The 19,987-nt window shown below is 66.3% G+C and carries 15 protein-coding genes; 8 read left to right on the top strand and 7 right to left on the bottom strand.

Translation table 11 applies throughout. The features are described 5' to 3' along the window. Positions 1-138 precede the first annotated feature (138 nt). Positions 139-1,782 carry a glucose-6-phosphate isomerase gene (gene pgi, locus NUU27_RS20580; RefSeq protein WP_257764095.1) on the bottom strand — a complete coding sequence of 548 codons (1,644 nt, stop codon included), beginning with the start codon at positions 1,780-1,782 and terminating at the stop codon, positions 139-141. A 230-nt stretch (positions 1,783-2,012) separates the two neighbouring features. On the opposite strand from pgi, the gene NUU27_RS20575 reads away from it, so the two are divergent. Beyond that, entirely contained in the window at positions 2,013-3,506 is a 1,494-nt protein-coding gene (locus NUU27_RS20575; protein ID WP_257764094.1) for a PLP-dependent aminotransferase family protein, read from the top strand. A gap of 9 nt (positions 3,507-3,515) precedes the next feature. On the opposite strand, the gene chrA is transcribed toward NUU27_RS20575, so the two are convergent. Next, a complete protein-coding gene (chrA, locus tag NUU27_RS20570) occupies positions 3,516-4,772 on the bottom strand; it encodes a chromate efflux transporter (protein WP_257764092.1) in 1,257 nt (418 codons plus the stop codon). A gap of 146 nt (positions 4,773-4,918) precedes the next feature. Here chrA and NUU27_RS20565 point away from each other — a divergent pair, with 146 nt between their 5' ends. Then, complete coding sequence (locus NUU27_RS20565) at positions 4,919-5,389, top strand: carbon monoxide dehydrogenase subunit G (RefSeq protein WP_257764091.1); 471 nt, start codon at positions 4,919-4,921, stop codon at positions 5,387-5,389. A gap of 74 nt (positions 5,390-5,463) precedes the next feature. Here NUU27_RS20565 and NUU27_RS20560 read toward each other — a convergent pair whose 3' ends face one another. The 3 genes from NUU27_RS20560 to NUU27_RS20550 all read right to left on the bottom strand — a co-directional run bounded on the left by NUU27_RS20560 (position 5,464) and on the right by NUU27_RS20550 (position 9,079). Beyond that, positions 5,464-6,657: a glycoside hydrolase family 5 protein gene (locus tag NUU27_RS20560; RefSeq protein WP_257764090.1), complete on the bottom strand. Its 1,194-nt coding sequence runs from the start codon at positions 6,655-6,657 to the stop codon at positions 5,464-5,466. Positions 6,658-7,029: 372 nt separating this feature from the next. Then, positions 7,030-7,839 (bottom strand): 2-(1,2-epoxy-1,2-dihydrophenyl)acetyl-CoA isomerase PaaG, encoded by an 810-nt coding sequence (paaG, locus tag NUU27_RS20555; RefSeq protein WP_257764089.1) that lies wholly within the window; start codon positions 7,837-7,839, stop codon positions 7,030-7,032. 67 nt (positions 7,840-7,906) lie between these two features. Next, positions 7,907-9,079 carry an Mrp/NBP35 family ATP-binding protein gene (locus NUU27_RS20550; RefSeq protein WP_257764088.1) on the bottom strand — a complete coding sequence of 391 codons (1,173 nt, stop codon included), beginning with the start codon at positions 9,077-9,079 and terminating at the stop codon, positions 7,907-7,909. Between the two features lie 143 nt (positions 9,080-9,222). Between NUU27_RS20550 and NUU27_RS20545 the strand changes: the two genes are divergently transcribed. From NUU27_RS20545 to NUU27_RS20520, 6 genes are all read left to right on the top strand, one after another. Continuing rightward, positions 9,223-10,122, top strand: coding sequence for a LysR family transcriptional regulator (locus tag NUU27_RS20545; protein WP_257764087.1), 900 nt, complete (start codon positions 9,223-9,225; stop codon positions 10,120-10,122). Positions 10,123-10,214: 92 nt separating this feature from the next. After that, the gene (locus tag NUU27_RS20540; RefSeq protein ID WP_257764085.1) at positions 10,215-10,691 is read left to right on the top strand and encodes a formate dehydrogenase subunit gamma; all 477 of its coding nucleotides are present in this window, start codon (positions 10,215-10,217) and stop codon (positions 10,689-10,691) included. Further along, on the top strand, positions 10,688-12,244 hold the full coding sequence (locus NUU27_RS20535) for an NADH-quinone oxidoreductase subunit NuoF (protein WP_257764084.1): 1,557 nt from the start codon (positions 10,688-10,690) through the stop codon (positions 12,242-12,244). The genes NUU27_RS20540 and NUU27_RS20535 overlap by 4 nt, the downstream gene beginning before the upstream one ends. 76 nt (positions 12,245-12,320) lie before the next feature. Beyond that, a complete protein-coding gene (gene fdhF, locus NUU27_RS20530) occupies positions 12,321-15,194 on the top strand; it encodes a formate dehydrogenase subunit alpha (RefSeq protein WP_257764083.1) in 2,874 nt (957 codons plus the stop codon). A 3-nt stretch (positions 15,195-15,197) separates the two neighbouring features. Beyond that, the gene (gene fdhD, locus NUU27_RS20525; protein ID WP_257764082.1) at positions 15,198-16,025 is read left to right on the top strand and encodes a formate dehydrogenase accessory sulfurtransferase FdhD; all 828 of its coding nucleotides are present in this window, start codon (positions 15,198-15,200) and stop codon (positions 16,023-16,025) included. After that, entirely contained in the window at positions 16,015-16,254 is a 240-nt protein-coding gene (locus tag NUU27_RS20520) for a formate dehydrogenase subunit delta (RefSeq protein WP_257764081.1), read from the top strand. The genes fdhD and NUU27_RS20520 overlap by 11 nt, the downstream gene beginning before the upstream one ends. 97 nt (positions 16,255-16,351) lie before the next feature. Here NUU27_RS20520 and NUU27_RS20515 read toward each other — a convergent pair whose 3' ends face one another. Further along, a complete protein-coding gene (locus tag NUU27_RS20515) occupies positions 16,352-18,724 on the bottom strand; it encodes a S8 family peptidase (RefSeq protein WP_257764079.1) in 2,373 nt (790 codons plus the stop codon). An 81-nt stretch (positions 18,725-18,805) separates the two neighbouring features. Beyond that, positions 18,806-19,858 (bottom strand): dihydroorotase, encoded by a 1,053-nt coding sequence (gene pyrC, locus NUU27_RS20510; RefSeq protein WP_257764078.1) that lies wholly within the window; start codon positions 19,856-19,858, stop codon positions 18,806-18,808. Positions 19,859-19,987 lie beyond the last annotated feature (129 nt).

The raw sequence follows: 19,987 nt of genomic DNA, 5'->3' as shown, positions 1-19,987 counted from the left end.
CAACGTTGGACGGTTGGTCAATACCCTTGCGGCCGCCCAATCTCCCCCCTTGAGGGGGAGATGGCCGGCAGGCCAGAGGGGGGTACTACAAGCGCCCGCGTTTCAAGCAAGAGGTGTAAGGCACCGGCCTGACGGCCCTTAACCGGCCTTCTGCAGCGCCGCGATCCGCTGCACCAGGCCGGCGGTGGCGCTGTCGCGGCCGGTGGCCGGGGTCTTGCCCTCGACGACCGGCAGCAACTCGGTCGCCAGTTCCTTGCCGAGCTCGACACCCCACTGATCGAAGGCGTTGATGCCGAACAGCCGCGCCTCTACGAACACCCGGTGCTCGTAGAGCGCGATCAGGCGGCCGAGCGCGAACGGATCGAGCTTGCGGTGGAGAATGGTGAGCGAGGGGCGGTTGCCCGCGAAGACACGGTGCGGGGCGAGCGCCTTCGCCCGGGCGGCGTCCATGCCTTTGGCGACAAGCTGTGTCTCCGCCTCCTCCAGCGTGCGTCCCCTCATCAGCGCTTCCGCCTGAGCCAGGCAGTTGGCGACGAGCAGGTCGTGATGGTGGTCGAGGCCGGGCTCATGACCCTCGGCCGCCAGGATGAACTCCACGGGAATGATGTCGGTGCCCTGGTGCAGGAGCTGGAAGAAGGCGTGCTGGCCGTTGGTGCCGGGCTCGCCCCAGACGAGCGGGCCGGTCGGCGTCGCAACGGCGGTGCCGTCGAGCCTGACGCCTTTGCCGTTCGATTCCATGTCGAGCTGCTGCAGATAGGCGGGCAGGCGCTCGAGCCGCTGGTCGTAGGGAATGACGGCGCGCGCCGGATAGGCGCAGACGACCCGGTGCCAGTAGCCGATGAGGCCGAGCATGACCGGCAGGTTTTCGCGCAACGGCGCGGTGCGAAAATGCCGGTCCATCGCCTCGGCGCCGGCCAGCAGCCGGCGGAAGTTGTCGGCACCGACGGCAATCATGATCGGCAGGCCGATGGCCGACCACAGCGAGTAGCGGCCGCCCACCCAATCCCAGAAGCCGAACACGCGCGCCGCGTCTATGCCGAAGGCCGCGACCTTGTCGAGGGCGGTGGAGACGGCTGCGAAATGATCCTTCGTCGCGGAGGCGCCCAGCTTTGCCGCAACCCATTTTCGCGCGGTTTCGGCGTTGGTCATCGTCTCGATGGTGGTGAAGGTCTTGGAGGCGATGATGAAGAGCGTGGTCTCGGGATCGAGCCCGGCCAGCGTGTCGGCGATGTGGGCGCCGTCGATGTTCGAGACGTAGTGCAGGCGGGGCCCGTCGCGATAAGGCGAAAGCGCCCGCGTCACCATGACCGGGCCGAGATCGGAGCCGCCGATGCCGATGTTGACGACGTCGGTGAAGGCCTTGCCGGTCGCCCCGCGCGCCGTTCCCTTGCGCACGGCATCGGCGAAAGCGTCCATCGCCTCCAGCACCGAGCGCACGTCGGGCAGGACATCCCGGCCCTCTTCCAGAACGGACCCGGCCGACAGCGCACGCAGCGCGGTGTGCAGGACGGCACGGTCTTCCGTCGCGTTGATGTGCTCGCCCGAGAACATCGCCTCGCGCGCCTCGGCAAGCCTTGCCGCCTCGGCGAGCCCTGTCAGGAGGCCGACGGTTTCCTCCGTCACGGCGGTGCGCGAGAAGTCGAGCGTCAGGTCGTCCAGCGTCAGCGACAGGCGGGCGAACCGCCCGGGGTCGGCGGCGAAGGCGGCGCGCATGTCCATCGGCGCCGTTTGCGCGTGGTGATCCCGGAGCGCGGCGAGCGCGGTTTCGAATGCCGTGTCCAAGAGGCTCTCCTGCGAAAGGTCAACGGGCTTCTTTTAGAGCAGGATTCGGAAAAGTTGGAACGACTTTTCCGATAACGAACGATGAAAAATCGTTTCAACCCGAGGCTGAAAAGCCTTGTGGAACGGGGCCTTTCTGGCATTCATCAATTTCTTTGTTGGAACAATCAATTGTACCAGGGTTGACATGGATTGACCCAGGGGTAGGCTCCGCTCCCCGAGAGGAAAGCCCTATGCCAGCCAGAAACGACACCGCCCTTTGGACCGGCCTGTTCAAGATTTCCCCCGAATCGGGACAGACGCTCCAAGCCCAGATCCGCCAGGCCATCGTCTCGGCGATTCTCGACCGCCAGATCGCCCCGTCCATGCCGCTCCCTTCCTGCCGCATCCTGGCGGAGAAGCTGGGCGTGGCGCGCGGCACGGTGGTGCTCGCCTTCCAGCAGCTGGTCGACCAGGGCTTCCTGATCGCCCGCGAGCGGCGCGGCCATTTCGTCAATCCGGAAGTGCTCGCGGCACCGCCGCGCCCGCCGCGCAAGCTGGGCGGCAAGAACGGCGTGAACTGGGGCGAGCGCTTCCAGATCCTGGCAAGCCGCATGCCGGAGGCACGCAAGAACGACGGATGGATGAAGGCGTCCTATCCCTTCGTCTACGGCCAGTTCGACCCCTCGCTTTTCCCGACGGCGGAATGGCGTGAATGCAACCGCATGGCGCTGGCCGTGCTCGAGATCCGCAACTGGGCGGCCGACATGGTGGATCGCGACGACCCGCTGCTGATCGAGCAGATCCAAGCACGGCTGTTACCGCGGCGCGGCATCTTCGCCAATCCGGACGAGATCCTGATCACCCTCGGCTCGCAGCACGCGCTCTACATGCTGGCGACGCTGCTGATGCGCAAGGGCGCGAAGGTGGCGGTGGAGAATCCGGGCTATCCCGACGCCCGCTCCATCTTCCAGCTCGCCGGCGCGGAGATCGCCCCGGTTCCGGTCGACAGGCAGGGCATCGACGTGGCGCAGATCCCCGACGACGCCAACTTCGTCTTCGCCACGCCCAGCCATCATTGCCCGACCATGGTGCCGCTCAGCCAGCCACGCCGCGAGGCGCTGCTTGCCGCGGCGGAAAAGAACGACTGGATCGTCATCGAGGACGATTACGACAGCCAGCTCGCCGACGAACGCCCGCAGGCGGCCCTGAAGGGGCTCGACCGAAACGGGCGCGTGGTGCACATCGGCTCCATGTCGAAGACGCTCGCCCCCGGCCTGCGCATGGGCTACATCGTCGCCCCCGCCGACCTGATCGCCGAGCTTCGGGCGCTGCGCCGCTTCATGCTGCGCCATCCGCCGGCCAACAACCAGCGGGCCGTGGCGCTGTTCCTGTCGCTGGGGCATCACGACACGCTGGTGCGGCGCATTTCCGCGGCGTTCGAGGAGCGCCGCGAAAGGCTGGTGCAGGCGGTGAACGAGATCATGCCGGAATGGAATGCCGCCGATATCCGCGGCGGCACGTCGCTGTGGCTGGAAGGACCGGCCGGCCTCGATTCGGCGCTGCTCGCCAAATCGGCGGCCGAGCGCAGCGTGCTGGTCGAGCCCGGAGCGCGCTTCTTCATCGACCGCCCGCGTCCGTCGCCTTTCATGCGGCTCGGCATATCCTCGATCGCGGCCCAGCATGTGGAGCCGGGCATCCGCGAGCTGGCGGCGGCCGCCGCCGAACACCGCCGCGCTGCTGCCTAGGGTCAGGACCTAGACGAGAGCGAGCCCCGCTCCGGCCGTGGCGCACAGGAGAACCACCGTCCAGGGCGGGGCCTTCCACAGGGTCAGAAGGATGAAGCTCACCGCGGCCAGGGCGAAGTCCTCGGGCGCGCGGATCGCCGTCGTCCAGAGCGGATCGTAGAGCGCCGCGGCGAGGATGCCGACCACCGCCGCATTCGTGCCCATCATCGCCGAGCGCGCCGCCTCGTGCCTGCGGAAGCGGTCCCAGAAAGGAGCGATGCCGAGAAGCAACAGGAACCCCGGAGAAAAGATCGCCACCAGGGCCACGGCGGCGCCCGCGAACCCGTTGGGCGGCACCGACAGCACGGCGCCGAGATAGGCGGCGAAGGTGAAGAGCGGGCCGGGCACCGCCTGCGCCGCGCCATAGCCGGCAAGGAAGGCGTCCGGCGTCACCCAGCCGGGATCGACGGTGCCCGCCTGGAGCAGCGGCAGCACCACATGCCCGCCGCCGAAGACGAGCGCGCCGGCCCGGTAGAAGGTGTCGAACACGGCAAGGCCCTGGCCGCCCCCTTGCCCGCCCCCCTGGCCAGCGGCGCTGGCGATAAGCGGCAGGCCGAACAGCAGCAGTGCGAACAGGGCGAGGCAAAGAGCGCCGATGCGCGCCGGAATGCCGAAGGCGAGGCGCGCGCCCGGCGGCGCCTCGGCCGTGTCGCAGCACAGCCACCCGCCGAGCGCCGCGCCGCACAGGATGGCGGCGATCTGCGACAGGGCGCCGGAAAGGCCGGAAAGGAATGTGACGATCAGCAGCGCCGCGAGCGCGATGCCGGCGCGCGAGCGATCGGGGCACAGCGTTCTCGCCATGCCCCATACGGCCTGCGCGACGACGGCGACAGCGACCACCTTGAGCCCGTGCAGAAGACCCTGGCCGAGCGCATTGTCGAGGGCAGCTGCCGAGACCGCGAAGAGGAACAGCAGCAGGGCCGAGGGCAGGGTGAAGGCGGCCCAGGCGGCAGCGGCGCCCAGAGGGCCGGCGCGCAGGAAGCCGAGCGCGAAGCCGGCCTGGCTGCTCGCCGGGCCGGGCAGGAACTGGCACAGCGCGACGAGATCGGCATAGGTCTTCTCGTCCACCCAGCGCCGCCGCGCCACCAGCTCGTCACGGAAATAGCCGAGATGGGCGATGGGGCCGCCGAAGGAGGTGAGGCCGAGCTTCAGGAAGGCGGAGAAGACCTCCGCCGCGGAGCCGCGCCGATGCGTGTTGCTGCCTGACAGCCCTGCGGTTTCGTTCATCCTGCTCCGTCCATGCGTTGCCTGCCGCTGCCCGATAGAGGCGGCACGTGTCAGACGCAAGACAGCTTGCCCCGCGCCCGGTGGATGGACAAGATGGGGCCGGTGGGTTAGCCAATCGACAGACGCTGTTTCAGGAGGGTTGCGCCATGGCCATGGTCATCGAGGGTGAGGAACGGATCGAGGCGCCGGTGCAGGCCGTCTGGCAGGCGCTCAACGATCCCGAGGTGCTGAAGGACTGCATCCCCGGCTGCGAGGAGTTGGAGAAGACCTCGGACACCGAATTCGCCGCGACCGTGGCGTTGAAGATCGGCCCGATCAAGGCGCGCTTCAACGGAGCCGTGGAACTGACCAATCTCAACCCGCCGCATTCCTATACGATCAGCGGCGAGGGCAAGGGCGGCGTCGCCGGCTTCGCCAAGGGCGGTGCAGACGTGACGCTGACGGAGGACGGCCCCGGCGCCACGATTCTCACCTACAGCGCCAAGGCCGATGTCGGAGGCAAGATGGCGCAGCTCGGCAGCCGCCTCATCCAGTCCACGTCGAAGAAGCTCGCCGGCCAGTTCTTCTCCGATTTCAACACCCGCGTCTCGGGCGCGGGCGGATACGAGGCATCCTGAGGCGTCGTTCATGAACGAATGCCGCGCGCGCTGAAGTTTGACGATCGGCGAGCACAAGGGAAGCGCGGCGTCTTTCAGTTCGCCATTCGGGCCCTGAGAAGGTCCATCAGCTTTCCATCGCGCGGCAATTTGTTGCCCTTTCCCTGCTCTTGGAGCCAATAGAACCGGCCGGGCTTCAGGCTTGGAGGAAGTTCATAGTCCATCCCCTCCCATTCGTCCTCGCGGAACGAATAGAAGGCCCAGTGCGCCCCCTGGGCGTCGATCGCATCGATGACATCGGTGAGATAGGTTCCGCAATGTGGCAACAGCCGCATACAGCCAAATTCGCCGGCGACGATGCGCGTTTGCGGCAGGCCCTGCTTCTTCGCCCAGTCGAAAGCCGTGTTGATATGGCGTGCGACAGCCTGGCTGTCCCAGGCCATCTCGCCCCCGCCGTATTTTGTCACCACACCGGGATAACGCAGCGGTTCCTTGCGTCTGATGTTCGGGCTGCTGGTCGCGTCATAGGGTTCATACATGTGGAAGGCGTATAGGACGCGCTCGTCTGCAAGCCGTTTCGGCCAGGCGGCAAGCGAGCGGGGATTGGCGTAATAGCCGCTGTCGACCATGACCGGCGTGACGGGATCGACAGAACGGATAGCCTCGATGACCCGGCCGTAGAAGGTCGGCAGGTCCCGCAGCCCTCCCGCATTCTTTTCCTGCCAGGAAATGAGATCGGACATGGCGGCGTTCTCGGCAAGTCCGGTCGCTTTCTCGGGCGCGGGCTCGTTCAGCACATTGTAGGCGGCAATGGCGGGATGGGTTTTCAGTTCCTGCGCCAGGTCCCTCCAGAAACGGACGGCCTGATCGGCGAAAACCGGATCGGACCACAGCCGGTCGTCGAATTTTCCATCATTCTGCTGCACCCAGCGCGCACCGGGCAGGACGAGCGGCACCACGACCACCTTCAGGCCTGCGGCGTACGCGGAATCGAGAACTTCGCGCAGCCGGGCAAGGTCTTCAGGTAGCAGGTTCTCGTAGCGGTCGGCATCACCGATCAGAAAGTCCCGGCCCTCGCCTTTCCATTTGCTGAACGTCAGACGCACCCATGTCGCCCCGGTCGCGGCCAACGCCTTGAAATAGGCGCCATCTGGCGGCGCGGCGTTGAAGCTGTTGCCCCCTTTGCGGGGCACATCCCAGAAGGACATGAGGTCTGCGGCAGACACGCTCTGTGGCGTGAGGCCGATCGTCATCAGGCAGAGAAGAACGGAACGCAAAAATCTCGGCATTGTCTGGCTCAAGGGAATGGGATTCATAACAGGAAACGACGTCTCCGTCGGCGGGGTGGTTTCTAGTGGAAAGAAGTATTAAGATGTAACTCAGGCAATTGTGGGGCTTTGTATTGAAATTTTAGTTCAATTATTATTACTTATGAAGTATTTTATAATTGTTATTCATTAAAAATATTAGGAAAGGCATTCGCCGGCCGGGTACTTCTCGCGGAAATTGTCAAAAAGCTTTTGATTCTGCAGTTACGATTGAGAATCGCACTCTATGTCGCCCCCTGCCTGGCAGGGCAGAGGCGGGAAGGGATGCTGCGGCAAATCGCAATGGTAATGCTGGGTTCCAGACCCAATCAGCGCGATGACTGAGTCTGGAGCCTAACGCTTGGCCCGGCCGGTGAACGTCGCCGCGCGCTTTTCGAGGAATGCGGCAACGCCTTCTCGGTAGTCGTCGGAGCGGCCCGCCTGGCGCTGCAGGTCGCGCTCGAGATCGAGCTGCTCGTCGAGCGTGTTGGAGGAAGCGGCCTGGATCGCCTGCTTGATGAGGCCGTAGGCGAAGGTCGGACCACGGGAAAGGCGTTCGGCGAGCGCCTCCGCCTCCTCCATCAGCGTTTCGTCGTCGGTCACGCGCCAGATGAGCCCCCAGTCCGCCGCCTGTTCGGCGGAGATCGCCTCGCCGGTGAGAGCCAGCGCCTTGGCACGGGCCTCGCCGATGAGCCGCGGCAGAAACCATGTGCCGCCGGAATCGGGTACGAGGCCGATCTTCGAGAAGGCCTGGATGAATTTTGCCGAACGGGCGGCCAGAACGATGTCGCAGGCAAGGGCGATGTTGGCGCCGGCCCCCGCCGCGACGCCGTTGACGGCGCAGATGACCGGCATGTCCAGGCCGCGGATCTGCCGGATCAGCGGATTGTAGAAGGTTTCGATCGTGTGGCCGAGGTCGAGGCTGTCGTCCAGCCTGGCGGGATCGCGGTCGCCGAGATCCTGCCCGGCGCAGAAGCCGCGGCCCGCACCGGTGACGAGCACGGCGCGGCAGGTCGCGTCGGCGGCCGCCTCGTCAAGGGCGGCGCGCAGCGCCAGATGCTGCGCCTCGTTGAAGGAATTCAGCTTCTCCGGCCGGTTGAGCGTGATGCGGTGCCATCCCTCTCGGCGTTCATGAAGGATGGGTTCGTTGGCTGCGGCGCTCATGCGGTCGTTCTCCCGTTTCGCCGATACGTTACATAAATCGAACACCCGTTCAATTGTACGTAACGCGTTATTCGAAGACGATGGCCGGCGCCTCGCCGGCGGCGGTCTCCATGGCTGTGGCGAGTCCAGCCTGCACTTTCCCGGCGATGGCGCGGTAGACGGCGGCTTGCGCGCTGTCCGGATGGGCGGCGACGACGGGCGTGCCGGCGTCCGAGGTCTCGCGCACATCCATCGTCAACGGCACCTCGCCGAGAAAAGGCACGCCGAGGCGCTCGGCCTCGGCCCTGGCGCCGCCATGGCCGAAGATGTCGTAGCGCTTGTCGGTGTCGGGAGCGAGGAAATAGCTCATGTTCTCGACGATGCCGAGCAGCGGCACGTCGACCCGCTTGAACATGTTGAGCCCCTTGCGGGCGTCGATCAGGGCGAGGTCCTGCGGCGTCGAGACGATGACGGCGCCGGCAAGCGGCACCTGCTGCGCCATGCTGAGCTGGGCATCGCCGGTGCCCGGCGGCATGTCGACCACCAGCACGTCGAGCTCGCCCCAGGCGACGTCGCGCAGCATCTGGCGCAGCGCCGAGACCACCATCGGCCCGCGCCAGATCATCGGCGTCTCCTCGTCGACGAGAAAGCCCATGGACATGACCTTGACGCCGAACGCCTCCATCGGCTTCAGCGTCTTGCCGTCGGCGGTCTCGGGCTTGCCCTTGAGGCCGAGCAGCCGCGGCATGGAAGGGCCGTAGATATCGGCGTCGAGGATGCCGACCCTCAGGCCCAGCGCCTTGAGGCCGAGGGCCAGATTGACGGCGGTGGTCGACTTGCCGACGCCGCCCTTGCCGCTCGCCACCGCGATGATTGCCTTGATGCCCGGCACGTCGGCCTTCGCCGGCTGCTGGCCGGCGGGGGCATTGGGCACCGGGTGCGAGCGCTGCGCGGGGCGTGCCTGCGGGGTCTGGCGCGCCTGGGGCTGCGGCGCGGTTCCCATGCCGCCGCCTTGTTTTTCCGCCGTCAGCGCCACCATCGCCCCCTTCACGCCGGGCAGCGATTTCACCGCGTTCTCGGCGGCTTGGCGGAGCGGCTCGAGCTCTTCGGCGCGTCTCGCCGGCACGGTGATGGAGAAGAACACCTTGCCGTCGGCGATGAAGATCTCCGAGACCAGCCCGAGCGAGACGATGTCGCCTTGAAGGTCCGGCCCTTTCACGGATTTCAAGCGGTCGATGACGGTCTGCCTGTCGAGTATCATGTCGGATGCCTTTGTTTTCCTCTCAGATAAAGCAGTTGCGGGCACGGGCCAAGGGAGGCGGGCCGACCTTCGCTGTCGGATCCGCGACGCAGTGCGCCGCCTCCTGCATTGCCGGGCATGCGGCGGGGCTGTAGCGTCGCACCATGATCGACAAGCTGGAATTCTTCATAGCGCTCGCCAAGGAGCAGCATTTTGGAAGGGCGGCGACCGAGCTCGGCGTCACGCAACCTACCCTTTCGGCGGCCATCAAGCAGTTGGAGGACCAGCTCGGCGTGATGCTGGTGCAGCGCGGCTCGCGCTTCCAGGGGCTCACGCCGGAGGGGCAGCGCGTGCTCGAATGGGCGCGGCGCATCGTCGGCGACACGCGCACCATGCGCGCCGAGATGAAGGCCGCGCGGCGCGGCCTTGCCGGCCATGCGCGCATCGCCGCCATTCCGACCGCGCTCGCCATGGTGCCGGAACTGACGACGCCGTTTCGCGAAAAGCACCCGGAAGTGACGTTCTCGATCATCTCGCGCACCTCGCTGGAGGTGCTGTCGCTGCTCGAGAATTTCGAGATCGACATCGGCATCACCTATCTCGACAACGAGCCGCTCGGCAGCGTCGCCTCGGTGCCGCTCTATTCGGAGCGCTACCAGCTCATCACGGCGGCGCAGAACCGCTATTCGGACCGCGAAGCGGTGACCTGGGCGGAGGTCGCGGAGCTGCCGTTGTGCCTGCTGACCCCCGACATGCAGAACCGGCGGATCATCAACCAGCATCTGGAGGAGGTGGGTGCGAGAGCGCACCCGACGCTGGAATCCAATTCGATGATCGTGCTCTTCTCCCACATCCGCACCGGCAAATGGGCCTCGATCATGCCGCTCAACCTGGCCGAGGTGCTGGGTTTCTCCGAGCCGATCCGCGCCATCCCCATCATCGAGCCCGACGCCAGCCATCTGGTCGGCGTGGTGGCGGTGGAACGCGAGCCGCACACGCCGATCGTCTCCGCGCTGCTTTATGAAGCCCGGCTCGCGGCGAAGCGCTTCACGCAAAAACGATAGAAATTTTCTATCGAACGACGGATATGCTATATTGATCCACCGGTAGGGATTTGTTTCTCCTCCACGACGAGCATCGTTAGGGAGGGCGCTGCATGACGCAGCATGCACGTACCGAAATCGCTTCCACCGTCCGATCGATCGTCGACCGGTGGAAGGGCGAAGAAGGTCCGCTTCTGCCCATTCTGAACGGCATTCAGCGGGAGCTGGGTCATGTGCCGCGCGAAAGCATCCCGGCGATCGCCGAGGCGCTGAACCTTTCCCGTGCCGAAGTCCACGGCGTCGTCTCCTTCTACCACGACTATCGCGAGGAACCGGCCGGCCGGCACGTGCTCAAGCTGTGCCGGGCGGAGGCTTGCCAGTCGATGGGCGGCGATGCGGTGGCCGAGAGGCTGCAGAAACTGCTCGGCATCCGGTTCCACGAGACCTCCGCCGACGGCGCCGTGACGCTGGAGCCGGTCTATTGCCTCGGCCTGTGCGCCTGCGCGCCTTCGGCCATGCTCGACGGCGAGGTGATCGGACGGCTCGACGATGCGAAGGCGCAAGAGATCGTCGCACAGGTGCGGACATGACCGTGAAGATCTATGTTCCCCGCGATTCCGGCGCGCTGGCGCTCGGAGCCGAAAAGGTCGCCAAGGCGATCGAGACGGAGGCGGCGCGGCGCGGCCTCGACGTCACGATCGTCCGCAACGGCTCCCGCGGCCTCTATTGGCTTGAGCCCATGGTCGAGGTGGAGACGGCCGAGGGCCGCCTCGCCTATGGTCCGGTCGGTCCCGGCGACGTCGCCGGGTTGCTGGACGCGGGAATGGCGGAAGGCGGCGCCCACGCCCTGTCGCTCGGCAACCCGGAAGAAATCCCCTATCTCGCGAAGCAGACGCGGCTGACCTTCGCCCGCTGCGGCATCATCGATCCGGTCTCGTTAGCCGATTATGAAGCTCATGGCGGCCTGAGAGGCTTGCGCAACGCGCTCGCCAGGACGCCGCTCGAGATCGTCGAGGAAGTCACCGCGTCCGGCCTGCGCGGCCGTGGCGGCGCGGGTTTCCCGACCGGCATCAAGTGGAAGACCGTGCTCGATGCGCCGGGGCCGCAGAAATACATCGTCTGCAACGCCGACGAGGGCGATTCCGGCACTTTCGCCGACCGCATGATCATGGAGGGCGATCCCTTCGTGCTGATCGAGGGCATGGCGATCGCCGGCATCGCGACCGGCGCCACCAGGGGCTACATCTATCTGCGGTCCGAATATCCGCATGCGCATCAGGTGTTGAACGAGGCGATCGACGCAGCCCGCAAGGCTGGTGTGCTGGGTGCCGGCGTGCTGGGCAGCGCGCATACCTTCGATATGGAGGTTCGTGTCGGCGCCGGCGCCTATGTGTGCGGCGAGGAGACGGCGCTGCTCGACAGCCTGGAAGGCAAGCGCGGTCAGGTGCGCGCCAAGCCGCCGCTGCCGGCGCATGAGGGCCTGTTCGGCAAGCCGACGGTGATCAACAACGTCATTTCGCTCGCCTCCGTGCCGATCATCCTCGACAGGGGCGGCGCCTTCTACCGCGATTTCGGCATGGGGCGCTCGCGCGGCACGATCCCCATCCAGATCGCCGGCAATGTGAAGCATGGCGGCCTGTTCGAGGCGGCCTTCGGCCTGACGCTCGGCGAGATCGTCGACGACATCGCCGGCGGCACGGCATCGGGCCGGTCGGTGCGCGCCGTCCAGGTGGGCGGCCCGCTCGGCGCCTATTTCCCGCGCGACCTGTTCGACACGCCCTTCGATTACGAGGCGTTTGCCGCGAAGGACGGGCTGATCGGCCATGCCGGCATCGTCGTCTTCGACGACACGGTTGACATGCTGAAGCAGGCGCGTTTCGCTTTCGAGTTCTGCGCCGTCGAGAGCTGCGGCAAGTGCACGCCCTGCCGCATCGGCTCGACGCGCGGCGTCGAGGTCCTAGATAGGTTGGCAGGCAATGCCGAACCGGAGCGGCAGATCGAGATCGTCGCCGATCTGTGCAACACGATGAAGTTCGGCTCGCTCTGTGCGTTGGGCGGCTTCACGCCCTATCCGGTCATGAGTGCGCTGACTCATTTTCCGGAAGATTTTCGCCCGCAGCCCGCGCGCGAAGCGGCGGAGTGATGGCGATGAAACATGAAAATGCAGATGCCCGTCGCCGGCCTCTCAAGCAAGCCATTCATCCCATGGGAGCCCTGCCATGTGCTTCGTGAATGAAATCGACTACGGCACCCCGGCCGTCAAATCCGACAAGACGGTAACGCTCACCATCGACGGCCGGTCGGTCACCGTGCCGGAAGGCACGTCGATCATGCGTGCGGCGCGCGAGGCGGGCATTGCCGTGCCGAAGCTCTGCGCCAACGACATGGTGAAGGCCTTCGGGTCCTGCCGGCTCTGCCTGGTGGAGATCGAAGGACGCGGCGGCACGCCCGCCTCCTGCACCACGCCCGCCGCGGACGGCATCACCGTCAGCACGCAGACGGAGCGGCTCGGCGCCATCCGCCGCGGCGTGATGGAACTCTATATGTCCGACCATCCGGCGGATTGCCCGGCCTGCGCCCAGGGCGATTGCGAGATGGCGGCGATGGCCGAGGCGGTGGGGCTTGCCCAGAACCGCTATGGCCAGGAAGGCGCCAACCACTTGGCCCCGGCGCCGGCCGGCGCGCACGAGGTGAATTTCAAGGAACTGGACATCTCCAATCCGTATTTCGCCTACGATCCGGCGAAATGCATCGTCTGCTCGCTGTGCGTGCGCGCCTGCGAGGAGCAGCAGGGCACCTTCGCCTTGACCGTGGAAGGCCGCGGCTTCGAGAGCCGCATCACGGCCGGCATGGACGAGCCGTTCCTGCAGTCGGAATGCGTGTCCTGCGGTGCCTGCGTGCAGGCCTGCCCGACCGGTGCGCTGCAGGAGAAATCCGTCATCGAGATGGGGATGCCCGATCACTCGACGGTCACCACCTGCGCCTATTGTGGTGTCGGCTGCTCCTTCAAGGCGGAAATGAAGGGCGAGGAGGTCGTCCGCATGGTGCCCTACAAGGACGGCAAGGCCAATCGCGGCCATTCCTGCGTCAAGGGCCGTTTCGCCTATGGCTATGCCACCCACAAGGACCGCATCCTGAATCCGATGATCCGGCAGAGGATCAGCGATCCGTGGCGCGAGGTCACCTGGGAAGAAGCCTATTCCCATGTGGCGAGTGAGTTCCGCCGCATCCAGCATCAGTATGGCCGTGGCGCCGTAGGCGGGATCACCTCGTCGCGCTGCACCAACGAGGAGACCTATCTCGTCCAGAAGCTGGTGCGCCAGGGATTCGGCAACAACAATGTCGATACCTGCGCCCGGGTCTGCCATTCGCCCACCGGCTACGGCCTCAAGACGACCTTCGGCACCTCTGCCGGCACGCAGGATTTCGATTCGGTCGAACAGTCCGACGTCGTTCTGGTCATCGGCGCCAACCCGACCGATGGCCATCCGGTCTTCGCCTCGCGGCTGAAGAAGCGGCTGCGCCAGGGCGCCAAGCTGATCGTCATCGATCCGCGCCGCATCGATCTGGTGCGCACGCCGCATGTGGAGGCGAGCTATCACCTGCCGCTGCGGCCCGGCACCAACGTCGCCGTGCTGACGGCGCTCGCCCATGTGATCGTCTCCGAGGGCCTGTTTGACGAGGCCTTCGTGCGCGAACGCTGCGACTGGGACGAGTTCCAGGACTGGGCGAGCTTCGTGCTGCAGCCGGAGAACAGCCCCGAGGCGGTGGAGAAGGCGTCCGGCGTGCCGGCCGATCTCATCCGCGGTGCGGCCCGGCTCTACGCCACCGGCGGCAACGGCGCGATCTATTACGGCCTCGGCGTGACGGAGCACAGCCAGGGCTCGACCACGGTGATGGCGATCGCCAACCTGGCGATGGCGACGGGCAACATCGGCCGGCCGGGCGTCGGCGTGAACCCGTTGCGCGGCCAGAACAATGTGCAGGGCTCCTGCGACATGGGCTCCTTCCCGCACGAGATGCCGGGCTATCGCCACATCTCCGAGGACGCGACGCGGGCCATCTACGAGAGCCTGTGGGGCGTGAAGCTCGATGACGAGCCGGGACTGCGCATCCCAAACATGCTGGATGCGGCGGTCGAGGGCTCATTCAAGGCGCTCTACATCCAGGGCGAGGACATCCTGCAGTCCGACCCCAACACGCGGCATGTGGCGGCTGGCCTCGAGGCGATGGAATGCGTCGTGGTGCACGACCTGTTCCTCAACGAGACGGCCAACTATGCCCATGTCTTCCTGCCCGGCTCCACCTTCCTCGAGAAGGACGGCACCTTCACCAACGCCGAGCGGCGCATCAATCGCGTGCGCAAGGTGATGGAGCCGAAGAATGGCTACGCCGATTGGGAGGTGACGCAGAAACTCGCCCAGGCGCTCGGCAAGGACTGGACCTACACCCACCCCTCCGAGATCATGGACGAGATCGCCGCGACGACGCCGAGCTTCGCCGGGGTGACCTATGCCCTGCTCGAGCAGGAAGGGTCCGTGCAATGGCCATGCAACGAAAAGGCGCCCAGGGGCACGCCGGTCATGCATATGGGCGGTTTCGTGCGCGGCAAGGGCAAGTTCGTCCGCACCGCCTATGTGGCAACGGACGAGAAGGTCGGCCCGCGCTTCCCGCTGCTTCTGACCACCGGGCGCATCCTGTCGCAGTACAATGTCGGCGCGCAGACGCGGCGCACGGAAAACGTCGTCTGGCACGAGGAGGATCTGCTCGAGATCCATCCCTTCGATGCGGAAAACCGCGGCATCCGCGATCGCGACTGGGTGAAGCTGAAGAGCCGCGCGGGCGAGACCAGCCTGCGCGCCACGATCACCGAGCGGGTGGCCCCCGGCGTGGTCTACACCACGTTCCATCACCCGGAGACCCAGGCCAACGTGGTGACGACGGAGTATTCCGACTGGGCCACGAACTGCCCCGAATACAAGGTGACGGCGGTTGAGGTCTCGCCCTCCAACGGGCCGACCGGATGGCAGGAGGATTATGAGGCGCTGTCGCAGCGCAGCCGGCGCATCGGCCACGTGGAGGCGGCGGAGTAGCGCATGACCCGCCTCCCGGCCACGGCCCGCGTCGCCCGCACGGCCCGCCGCACCGGCGGGACCAGGGTTGCGGCGCGCACGGTGCCCGAGGAGACGCCCGTCGCGCTGTCCTATGGCGGCACCACCCATGCGGTGATGATGGCGACGCCCGCCGACCTCGAGGATTTCGCCATCGGCTTCAGCGTCACGGAGGGCATCGTCTCCAGCCTTGCGGAGATCGATGCCATCGACATCCAGGAACTCGGCGCCGGCATCGATCTGCAGATCCGCCTGCGCGATGCGGCGAACCGCCGCTTCGAGGCGCGGCGGCGCCGGCTGGCCGGTCCCGTCGGCTGCGGCCTCTGCGGCATCGAGAGCATCGACGAGGCGATGCGCGAGATCCCCTCCGTCTCGGAGACGGCGCTCACTCTGTCTGCGGGCGACATAACGCAGGCGGTCGCGCTGCTTGCGCAACAGCAGGAATACCACAAGCAAACCGGCGCCGTGCATGCGGCGGGCTTTTATATAGCCGGCAAAGGAATAGTTGCTGCCCGCGAGGATGTGGGCCGGCACAATGCGCTCGACAAGCTCGCCGGAGCGCTTTTGAAGGCGGGGATCGACGGTGCGTCCGGCGCCGTGATCGTCACCTCGCGCGTCTCGGTGGAGATGGTGCAGAAAACGGCGGCCATCGGTGCGCCGCTCGTGGCCGCCGTCTCGGCGCCGACGGCGCTTGCCATCCGCACGGCGCAGGCCGCGGGCATGACGCTGGTCGCGCTGGTGCGCGGCGAGGAGTTCGACATTTTCACCCATCCCGAACGCGTGACGATTGGAGCGGCCAGGCATGTCGCATGACGAGAAATCGGGCGAGGAGCGCCTGGTCTATATGGCGAACCAGATCGCGATGTTCTTCGCCTCGCAGCCGGAAAACGAGCAGGTGGACGGCATCGCGGATCACATCAACAAGTTCTGGGAACCGCGCATGCGGCGCCATCTGTTCGAGATCATCGAGCGCGGCGGCGACGGCCTTTCGCCGATGGTCCTCGAGGCGGCGGCAAGCATCCGCCGCCCCCAGGCCGCCTAAAGCATTTTGCAGTCAGGTGGAATCACCTGACGTCGCATAAATGCGAAAAAACAATGAGATAGAGCGGTTCATCGTTCCCATGAAACGATGAACCGCTCTAAAATCCCTTGCTGAGGCTGACGGCCAGGGCGAGCGTACTGCTGTCGGCCACGCCCATCAGGAACCTCAGATCGGCATTGAAACGCAGGTCGAAGGCGTGGGGCGTCACGGTGTCGTAGGACAGGCCGAAGCGCAGCGGCAGGTCGGCATCGGTGAGGTCGACGGTGATCGGCTCGTAGAAGATCACCCCTTCATCGTTGCGCGCCACCGGCAGGCGAAGCCGCGCAATGCCTGTGAGGGCCGTCGGCAGCGTGCCGGCATAGAGGCTCAGCGTGTCGCGGGCCGACAGCAGCGCCCGCTTGCCGAGGCTGAGGCCGAGGCTGCCATAGGAGATGCCCCCCAACTGAACGAGCGCCTGCGGCCTCTGCTCGGCAAGACCCGCACCCATTTCGGCAAAGCCCGTCAGCGACCAGCCGCGGCCGAGATCGGCGCCGAGGCTCAGGTTCACGGCGCTGTAAAAGCTCGACTGTGCCGCCAGAAACGGCCCCTCAGCCGCCTGACCGAACAGGCCATCGGATGCATGGCCGGCCGAAAGGCTTAGTTCGCCGGCAAATCTTTCCCGGCTTGCGAGGCGCGAGACGGCGAAGCTCGCCATGCTTTCGTCGGCTGCGAGATGGCCGGAGAACTGCATGTAGTCGTTCGCGCCGAGGGGCAGGAGATGGCTGAAGGTGCTGCTGCCGGACATCGCGGCGAAGGACTGGGAGAAGAAGAGCTTCGCCGTTGCCGTGTCGCGCAGGAGCCCGGAAGGCGTCGTTTCCGCGGCGGCGAACGCGAAGCTTCGATCGAAGGTCTCGATGCCCTGGAGCAACGCGCCGGGATGCAGGCGCGGAGCGGCTTCGGAGGATATGTTAGCCGACGTAATAGCGGAGCCGTCGACATGGAAGTCGGTGCCCAGCGCGTCGACCACCATGACGCGGTGCCCCTTGAGCGCTTTTGCGACGGCGTTGCCGACCAGCGGGCCGGTCACGGTCAAGCCCGCCGAGAGCGGTGTCGCCGGGCTGCTGGCGATCGTCTCTCCGCTGGTGATTGCCAGGCCGCCGATCGGCGACAGGGCGGCTTTCACATCCGGCACCCCATGCCCATAAAGGCTCGAGTAGACGCGGCGCAGGCCGGCGGCGAAGGTCGTTTCGCCGGCGATCGAGGATTGAAAGCCGGGCCAGTCGCGCCGCGCGGTCGCCAGCAGCCGTGCCGTCCACTCCGCCGGGGCGAGGTTCGGAAAGGCCTGCGCCAGGATCGCTATGGCGCCGGAGACCTGCGGTGCGGCATAGGAGGTGCCGGTGCCGAGCTCATAGGCGGTGTCGCCATTGCGCGTCGGCACGTTCAGCGTTCCATCCGCCGTCAGGCAGAAGCGTGCGGCGGATCCGCAGGGTGCCGAAAGCAGATCGGCAGACAGGATGGCGCCATCGGTCCGGTCGACGGCAAACAGCGCGTTGCTGACGGCGATCCATGCATCGGAGAGGCCGGGGACGAAATCAGGCAGCGATGCCCAGGCGGAGGAATCGCCGAGGGTCATGTCGTTGGAGTTGGCAAAGACCAGCACGCCGGTCTCCTGGAACGCGTCATAGGCGGCAAGAAGCGCGCGCCATTCGTCTGCCGACCCGCCCTGCCGCGTCGCCAGCCAGGCTGCATAATCTCCCGTGCCGGATGCGGCGAAATCGAGCTTCTCCTGTCCGGCGGGTTTCTCCGTCGCAAAACCCCATGAGTTGTTCTGCACGGCGGCACCGTGTGCGGCGGCATCGAGCGTCGCTGCAGCGAGGTGTTTGATCAGCTTGTCCTCGGCGATGTCCTCCCAGGAGGAAAGATGCAGGGCAGCGTCGGGCGCAACGCCCATCATGCCCTTGCCATCGGCCTTGCCGGCGGCGATGGCGGCGACGGCCGTGCCGTGCGTATCGCTGCCGATCGCGGCCGCGTCTCCGAGGAAGCGTGTGATGTCCTTGCCGGAAAGCTCCTGATGCGAGAGCCGGTATCCGTTGTCGACGACGGCGATCGTGATGCCCCGTCCGGTCGGCTTTTCACCGCTGGGGAGAGTGGCGGTGTGGACAAGGTCCAGCTTCTGCAATCCGTAGGCCGAGGCACTGGCGCAATCGGGATTGCCGGTGCCCGCGCAGAGCGGCGGCAGGCCGAACTGCGCGCGCAGCGCGGCTTCCTGCGCTGCGCCGGGGGCGGCCCGGGTGAACTCCGGCTGGTCCCGATAGGCCGCGCCCTTCTGTTCGTCGAAGGTCGGATAACCGCCGGCGGGCGGCTTGGAGGGTGGCGCGGGCGTTTCGGGGCTCGCGGCGACAACCGAACCGCCTTCTCCTCCATCGCAGGCTGTGAGAATTACAAAGCCGGCTAATAAAATGATGAAAAGCGACAGGCGATCAGGCGCCATCGAGGCAGTATCCGTGCTGGAGTTCGCCTCGGATCAACGCCGCGCGCGGCGCTTATTGGCAAATAGCCGGTCTCGTTCGGCTCAGCCGACCGCGTGATCTTCCATTTCCCAATGCAGCGGGAACATCGGATTGAAAACGGTGATCGGGCCGTCGGCGGTGTAAACGGATTTCGGATAGGCGATCGGCGTGGCGTGCCGCACCAGCGTGATGCGTTCCTCGTTCGCCGGCAGGCCGTAGAAGGTTGGTCCGTTGAGCGAGGTGAAGGCCTCCAGCCGGTCGAGCGCCTCTTCGTCCTCGAACACCTGGGCAAGGCAGGCCATCGTGTTGATGGCGGTGAAGATGCCGGCACAGCCGCAGGCGCACTCCTTCAGCGGGTCGAGATGGGGCGCCGAATCCGTGCCCAGGAAGAAGCGGCGGTCGCCGGAGGTGGCGGCAGCGCGCAGCGCCAGGCGATGCTCCTCGCGCTTGGCCACCGGCAGGCAGTAATAGTGCGGGCGGATGCCGCCGGCCAGGATGGCGTTGCGGTTGATGATCAGGTGATGCGTGGTCAGCGTCGCTGCCAGATTGCGCTCGGCGCTCTTCACGTAGTCGACGCCGTTGCGCGTCGTCACATGCTCCATGACGATCTTCAGCTCGGGCAGGCGCTCGCGCAGCGGCTGAAGCACCCGTTCGATGAAGACGGCCTCGCGGTCGAAGATGTCGATGGACGGATCGGTCACCTCGCCATGCACGCACAGCGGCATGCCGATCCCGGCCATGCGCTCCAGAACGGGCTGCACCTTGGCGATGTCGCGCACGCCGCTTTGCGAATTGGTGGTGGCGCCGGCCGGATAGAGCTTCACGGCAGCGACATGGCCGTCGCGGAAGCCGGCTTCCACGTCGTCGGCGTCGGTGTTTTCGGTCAGGTAGAGCGTCATCAGCGGCGTGAAGGCGTCCGTCTCCGGCTTGGCTGCCATGATGCGCTCGCGATAGGCCAGCGCGTCGCTCACCGTCACCACGGGCGGCACCAGATTCGGCATCACGATGGCGCGCGCGAAATCGGCGGTGGTGTGCGGCAGCACCGCCTCCAGAACCGCGCCGTCGCGCAGATGAAGATGCCAGTCGTCGGGGCGGCGGATGGTGAGGGTCTTCACGGAAGCGAACTCCAGAGGTGAACGGTCCGGCGCTGTGGCCTTGGCACATGGTTCCATTCGCCCATGCGCCCGGCGATTTCAAGGGGCGGCGCAGAATAAGCCGTCTGTGCCGCCCCGCCTGACCCTAGG

Source organism: Nitratireductor sp. ZSWI3 (genome assembly GCF_024655565.1).
GTDB lineage: Bacteria > Pseudomonadota > Alphaproteobacteria > Rhizobiales > Rhizobiaceae > Nitratireductor.
This window is presented reverse-complemented; position numbering and strand designations above follow the sequence as displayed.

Coding starts and splice junctions, on each gene's coding strand:
- NUU27_RS20515 (WP_257764079.1), bottom strand. CDS start 18,724: ATGGCGCCTGATCGCCTGTCGCTTTTCATCATTTTATTAGCCGGCTTT.
- paaG (WP_257764089.1), bottom strand. CDS start 7,839: ATGAGCGCCGCAGCCAACGAACCCATCCTTCATGAACGCCGAGAGGGA.
- NUU27_RS20545 (WP_257764087.1), top strand. CDS start 9,223: ATGATCGACAAGCTGGAATTCTTCATAGCGCTCGCCAAGGAGCAGCAT.
- fdhD (WP_257764082.1), top strand. CDS start 15,198: ATGACCCGCCTCCCGGCCACGGCCCGCGTCGCCCGCACGGCCCGCCGC.
- NUU27_RS20540 (WP_257764085.1), top strand. CDS start 10,215: ATGACGCAGCATGCACGTACCGAAATCGCTTCCACCGTCCGATCGATC.
- fdhF (WP_257764083.1), top strand. CDS start 12,321: ATGTGCTTCGTGAATGAAATCGACTACGGCACCCCGGCCGTCAAATCC.
- NUU27_RS20550 (WP_257764088.1), bottom strand. CDS start 9,079: ATGATACTCGACAGGCAGACCGTCATCGACCGCTTGAAATCCGTGAAA.
- NUU27_RS20575 (WP_257764094.1), top strand. CDS start 2,013: ATGCCAGCCAGAAACGACACCGCCCTTTGGACCGGCCTGTTCAAGATT.
- chrA (WP_257764092.1), bottom strand. CDS start 4,772: ATGAACGAAACCGCAGGGCTGTCAGGCAGCAACACGCATCGGCGCGGC.
- NUU27_RS20560 (WP_257764090.1), bottom strand. CDS start 6,657: ATGCCGAGATTTTTGCGTTCCGTTCTTCTCTGCCTGATGACGATCGGC.
- NUU27_RS20520 (WP_257764081.1), top strand. CDS start 16,015: ATGTCGCATGACGAGAAATCGGGCGAGGAGCGCCTGGTCTATATGGCG.
- NUU27_RS20535 (WP_257764084.1), top strand. CDS start 10,688: ATGACCGTGAAGATCTATGTTCCCCGCGATTCCGGCGCGCTGGCGCTC.
- NUU27_RS20565 (WP_257764091.1), top strand. CDS start 4,919: ATGGCCATGGTCATCGAGGGTGAGGAACGGATCGAGGCGCCGGTGCAG.